6 protein-coding genes are annotated in these 4,109 nt (G+C 65.2%); 4 read left to right on the top strand and 2 right to left on the bottom strand.

Translation table 11 applies throughout. The annotated features are described in order from the left end of the window. The first annotated feature begins 30 nt into the window (after positions 1–30). From CSW58_RS09725 to CSW58_RS09705, 4 genes are all read left to right on the top strand, one after another. Positions 31–681, top strand: coding sequence for an HAD-IA family hydrolase (locus CSW58_RS09725; RefSeq protein ID WP_236627756.1), 651 nt, complete (start codon positions 31–33; stop codon positions 679–681). 33 nt (positions 682–714) lie between these two features. Beyond that, entirely contained in the window at positions 715–999 is a 285-nt protein-coding gene (locus tag CSW58_RS09720) for a 4a-hydroxytetrahydrobiopterin dehydratase (RefSeq protein WP_099447147.1), read from the top strand. A gap of 316 nt (positions 1,000–1,315) precedes the next feature. Next, positions 1,316–2,008 carry a hypothetical protein gene (locus tag CSW58_RS09710; protein ID WP_143755154.1) on the top strand — a complete coding sequence of 231 codons (693 nt, stop codon included), beginning with the start codon at positions 1,316–1,318 and terminating at the stop codon, positions 2,006–2,008. 147 nt (positions 2,009–2,155) lie between these two features. Further along, positions 2,156–2,941 (top strand): SDR family oxidoreductase, encoded by a 786-nt coding sequence (locus CSW58_RS09705; RefSeq protein ID WP_099447144.1) that lies wholly within the window; start codon positions 2,156–2,158, stop codon positions 2,939–2,941. Between the two features lie 143 nt (positions 2,942–3,084). Here CSW58_RS09705 and CSW58_RS09700 read toward each other — a convergent pair whose 3' ends face one another. Together CSW58_RS09700 and CSW58_RS09695 are read right to left on the bottom strand one after the other, a co-directional pair. Next, positions 3,085–3,642 (bottom strand): ActR/PrrA/RegA family redox response regulator transcription factor, encoded by a 558-nt coding sequence (locus CSW58_RS09700; protein ID WP_099447148.1) that lies wholly within the window; start codon positions 3,640–3,642, stop codon positions 3,085–3,087. A 91-nt stretch (positions 3,643–3,733) separates the two neighbouring features. Beyond that, positions 3,734–4,109, bottom strand: a 376-nt coding sequence (locus CSW58_RS09695) for an ATP-binding protein (protein ID WP_143755153.1), incomplete at its 5' end; no start/stop codon positions are given.

Raw genomic sequence — 4,109 nt, 5'->3', positions numbered from 1 at the left:
GCCTGATCCAAACGAGTGTTTGAGGTGACCATGGCGATCGAGGCGGTGATCTGGGTTTCGGCGGGGTGTTCACCACCTCGCCGTTCGAGGCCTTCCGGCGCTATGAGCGCCGAGCGGGGCCTGCCCGCCGACTTCATCCGGCGGGTCAATTCCACCGATCCTGACGTTAACGCCTGGGCGCGGTTCGAGCGCTCCGAGATGGCGGCGCGGCCCGAGTTTGACGCCCTGTTCCTCGAAGAGGCCACCCCCACCCGCTGGGTCATGGCGGTGCGCGGCGCCGAGGTGCTACCCCTGCTCTATGGCGACCTGCGCCCGCGGGTGCTGGCGGCGATGCTGGCCTGCAAGGCCCGGTTCAAGGTCGGCTGCATCACCAACAATGTCACCACCGGCCACGGGGCGGGCATGGCCTCCAGCGCCGAGAAGGCCGCCGCCGTCGGCGAGATCATGAGCCATTTCGCTGTGGTGATCGAAAGCTCGAAGGCCGGGGTCCGCAAGCCTGACCCGCGCATCTATCTGATGATGTGCGAGGCCTTGGGCGTGGCCCCTGAAGCCTGCGTCTATCTTGACGACCTCGGGGTCAACTGCAAGCCGGCCGCCGCTCTGGGCATGACGGCGATCAAGGTCACCACCGAGGATCAGCTGCTCGCCGACCTTGCGAAGGCGACCGGATTGGCGTTCTGAAGGGGGATCATCCCCTTCGCGTCAGGACCTGCCATGTCACGCCCCCGGATCGGCGCCGCCGCCGCTGTCGCCCAGCTCTCGGGCTGGAGCGCCGCGCCGGACAAGGACGCCATCACCAAGACGTTCAAGTTCGCCGACTTCAACGCCGCCTTCGGCTTCATGACCCGCGTGGCCCTGATGGCCGACAAGCTCGACCACCACCCCGAATGGTTCAATGTCTATAACCGGGTCGAAGTGCTGCTGACGACGCATGACGCCGATGGGGTGACGGACCTGGACGTGGCCCTGGCCAGGTTCATGGACGGGGCGGCGGGTTAGGGAAGCTCCGTTCACGCGCCGTCGTCAGGCCTGTGCTGGAGCGCCGGGTCGCGGACGCGCTGATGGTCTGGTGGGGATGGTGAGCGGACTCTCGATAGTCCATTGTTGCTGTCGTTTTTTATCCGAGGGCGCGGGTCACATGCTTCTACGCATCGACAACGACCGCGTCATTTTTAGCCGTCGAATGTATCGTGACCCACCTGGGGTGCGCGTTCTCGACCGGCACGGTCGCGAGACACATTTTGATCTTGGCGGGCGGTGCGCAAACTTCAGGCTGGCACCCGATGGGACGCTTCTGCTTCGCCACGATAGGGGCGTGGCCATTGTTGATCCCGCCTCACTTTTCGCCATGCGTGAACTGATCGAGACCGAACTGGCCGATCACGACGCAAGCTGGTCCGTCAGCTTCTTCGATGCGGTGGTCGATACCCAAAAAGGCTGTTTCGCCCGCTTCGAACTCGATGACGTGGCTTTGTCTCATGATCCAGAGACCGGTCCGACCAATGCCGTTCTCATGCCAGATCGCCAGCGAGTGGCGGTCACGATTCACAAGACCGCACATGTCGCGATCTTTGACCTCTTAGCGAGAACGACGGAACTAATTCCCCTAACGGCGGGCCATGGTGGAGCCTCGGAGGCCGTCGTGGTCCGGAGCGACTTGTGGTTTATCTGCTACGACAGGTTCTGTTGTCTCGACCTGAAGACGGGGGCCTTTCGCGCTTCGGAGGTTCTGCAACCTCAGTTCTATGACCCAGAACACAGGTTGAATACGTCAGGCTTTGTCGGCGTGCCGCGCTTCTCAAAATCTCTGTCGAACTGGTTGTTGCCTCGGCCCTTTAGCGGCGACATCCTCATTATATCCGGCGAAAGCCTCACGCCGGTTTCACGCATCGTCACGGGCGGGCGACCCTACGACGCGGTGGAGTTTGAAGACGGCTCACTCTTGATCTTGGATTACCCCTTTGATGTCGTGCGCTCCGCGCATGTCAGTGATGCGGTTGCGATTTAGGTAGGCCCGCTCAGGCTCGAAATCAGCCCCGCGCTCCGCGCGGGCAACCCGACCTTCAGGTTGCCCCTGCCGACACAGCCGTTTCCCTCTTCCGCCCCGCGCCCTTCCGGTTCAAACTAATGTTTGAATAATTTGGGAGGACGCCAAATGGCGCAGATCACGGGCCGGGTCGCCGGCAAGAAGGCCTTCATCACCGGCGGCGCCCAGGGCTTGGGCGCGGCGGCGGGGCGGATGCTGGCCAGCCAGGGCGCCAAGGTCAGCCTGGCCGACATCAACCTGGCCGGGGCCCAGGCCGTGGCCGACGAGATCAACGCCGCCCACGGGGCCGGCACGGCCTTCGCCTTCCAACTGGACGTCACCCAGGAAGACGAATGGATCGAGGTGCTTGAGAAGGCCGCCGAGGCCATGGGCGGCCTGTCGGTGCTGGTCAACAACGCCGGCATCGGCGGCGACGGCCCGATCGAGAGCCTCGACTTCGCCCTCTGGAAGAAGGTGATGTCGGTCAATGTCGACTCGGTGTTCCTGGGCGCCAAGCACGCCCTGACCCATATGCGGGCTCATCAGCCCGGCTCGATCATCAATCTGTCCTCGATCGCCGGCCTGATCGCCAACGGCAATTCGCCGGCCTACAACGCCTCCAAGGCGGCGGTCTGGCTGCTGAGCAAGAACATCGCCCTCTACTGCGCCAAGCAGAAGCTGGACATCCGTTCCAACTCCATCCACCCGACCTTCATCGACACCCCGATCCTGGACGGCTTCACGGCGCGGTTCGGCAAGGAAGAAGCCCACGCCAAGCTGGCGCGGCAGGTGCCCCTGGGCCGGATCGGCGAGCCCAACGACATCGCCAACGCGGTGCTCTACCTGGCCAGCGACGAGAGCAAGTTCATGACCGGCTCCGAGATCAAGATCGACGGCGGCATCTCGGCGATGTGATCGGGCTATCCAGACCCTCTCCCTGAAGGGAGAGGTGTCGCCAAAGGCGACGGAGAGGGAAGTCGGGGCGGCGCTTGCGCATCGCTTCCCCCTCCGGTCGCTTCGCGACCACCTCCCCCGTCAGGGGGAGGAACGTCTCGCCCTTAGCGCGGCGCGCGCTTGGCCAGGATCCGCTGCAGGGTCCGGCGGTGCATGTTGAGGCGGCGAGCGGTTTCCGAGACGTTGTGGCCGCACATCTCGTAGACGCGCTGGATATGTTCCCAGCGCACCCGGTCGGCGCTCATCGGGTTCTCCGGCGGCACGGGCGCGGCGTCCTTGGCGGCCAGCAGGGCCCGGGCCACGTCGTCGGCGTCGGCCGGCTTGGACAGATAGTCGATGACCCCGGCCTTCACCGCCGCCACCGCCGTGGCGATATTGCCGTAGCCGGTCAGCATGATGACCTTGGCGTCGGGCCGAGCGTCGCGCACCGCCTCGACCACCTTCAGCCCCGTGCCGTCCTCCAGGCGCATGTCCAGAACGGCGTAGGCCGGGGCATGGACCCGCAGGGCAGACATCGCTTCGGCGACCGAGGCGCAAAGGGTGACCGAAAAGCCGCGTTGCTCCAGGGCGCGTCCCAGGCGGGTTCGCAGCGGGGCGTCATCGTCCAGGAGCAACAGCGTCTTGTCGGGCAGGGCCGCGACCATCTCACCGATATCCGCCATGAACTCCTGCGCCTCCCCGCGCCACTCACTCAACCTGCTGTCGTACATTCTGAGGCTGCTTGAACGATTGCGACACGCCGCGTCCGTCCTGTCAAACCCCTACAAACCCTGGCGCTTCCAGCGCCGCGCGCGGCCAGCGGGCGGCGACCACGGCGCCGCCGCGCCGACCATTGCGAAAATCGACGCTCGCCCCGGTGCGTTCCAGCAGAGTCTTGGCGATGAAGAAGCCCAAACCCATGCCGATATGCCCCGTTCGCGACCCTTCGGCCCCCGGCCGACTGGTCACATAGGGCTCGCCGAGCTTGGCCAGGACCTCGGGGGAGAAGCCTGGACCGTCGTCGCGCACCTCGATGACCAGCGCCCGAGCGTCGAAGCGAGCGATGACGATGACCTCGGCGCGGGCGAAATCGACCGCGTTCTCGACGATCGAGGTCAGGGCGTGGATGACCTCGGCCCGCCGCCAGATG

Origin of the sequence: Caulobacter sp. B11 (assembly GCF_002737765.1) — a bacterium.
In the GTDB taxonomy this organism is placed as follows: Bacteria; Pseudomonadota; Alphaproteobacteria; order Caulobacterales; family Caulobacteraceae; genus Caulobacter.
The sequence above is the reverse complement of the archived record's forward strand: the minus strand, read 5'-3'. Positions and strand labels throughout refer to the sequence as shown.

What these genes read in the sequence shown, in the direction of transcription:
- CSW58_RS09700 (WP_099447148.1), bottom strand. Translation starts at nt 3,642, where the DNA reads ATGGCGGATATCGGTGAGATGGTCGCGGCCCTGCCCGACAAGACGCTG.
- CSW58_RS09720 (WP_099447147.1), top strand. Translation starts at nt 715, where the DNA reads ATGTCACGCCCCCGGATCGGCGCCGCCGCCGCTGTCGCCCAGCTCTCG.
- CSW58_RS09705 (WP_099447144.1), top strand. Translation starts at nt 2,156, where the DNA reads ATGGCGCAGATCACGGGCCGGGTCGCCGGCAAGAAGGCCTTCATCACC.
- CSW58_RS09725 (WP_236627756.1), top strand. Translation starts at nt 31, where the DNA reads ATGGCGATCGAGGCGGTGATCTGGGTTTCGGCGGGGTGTTCACCACCT.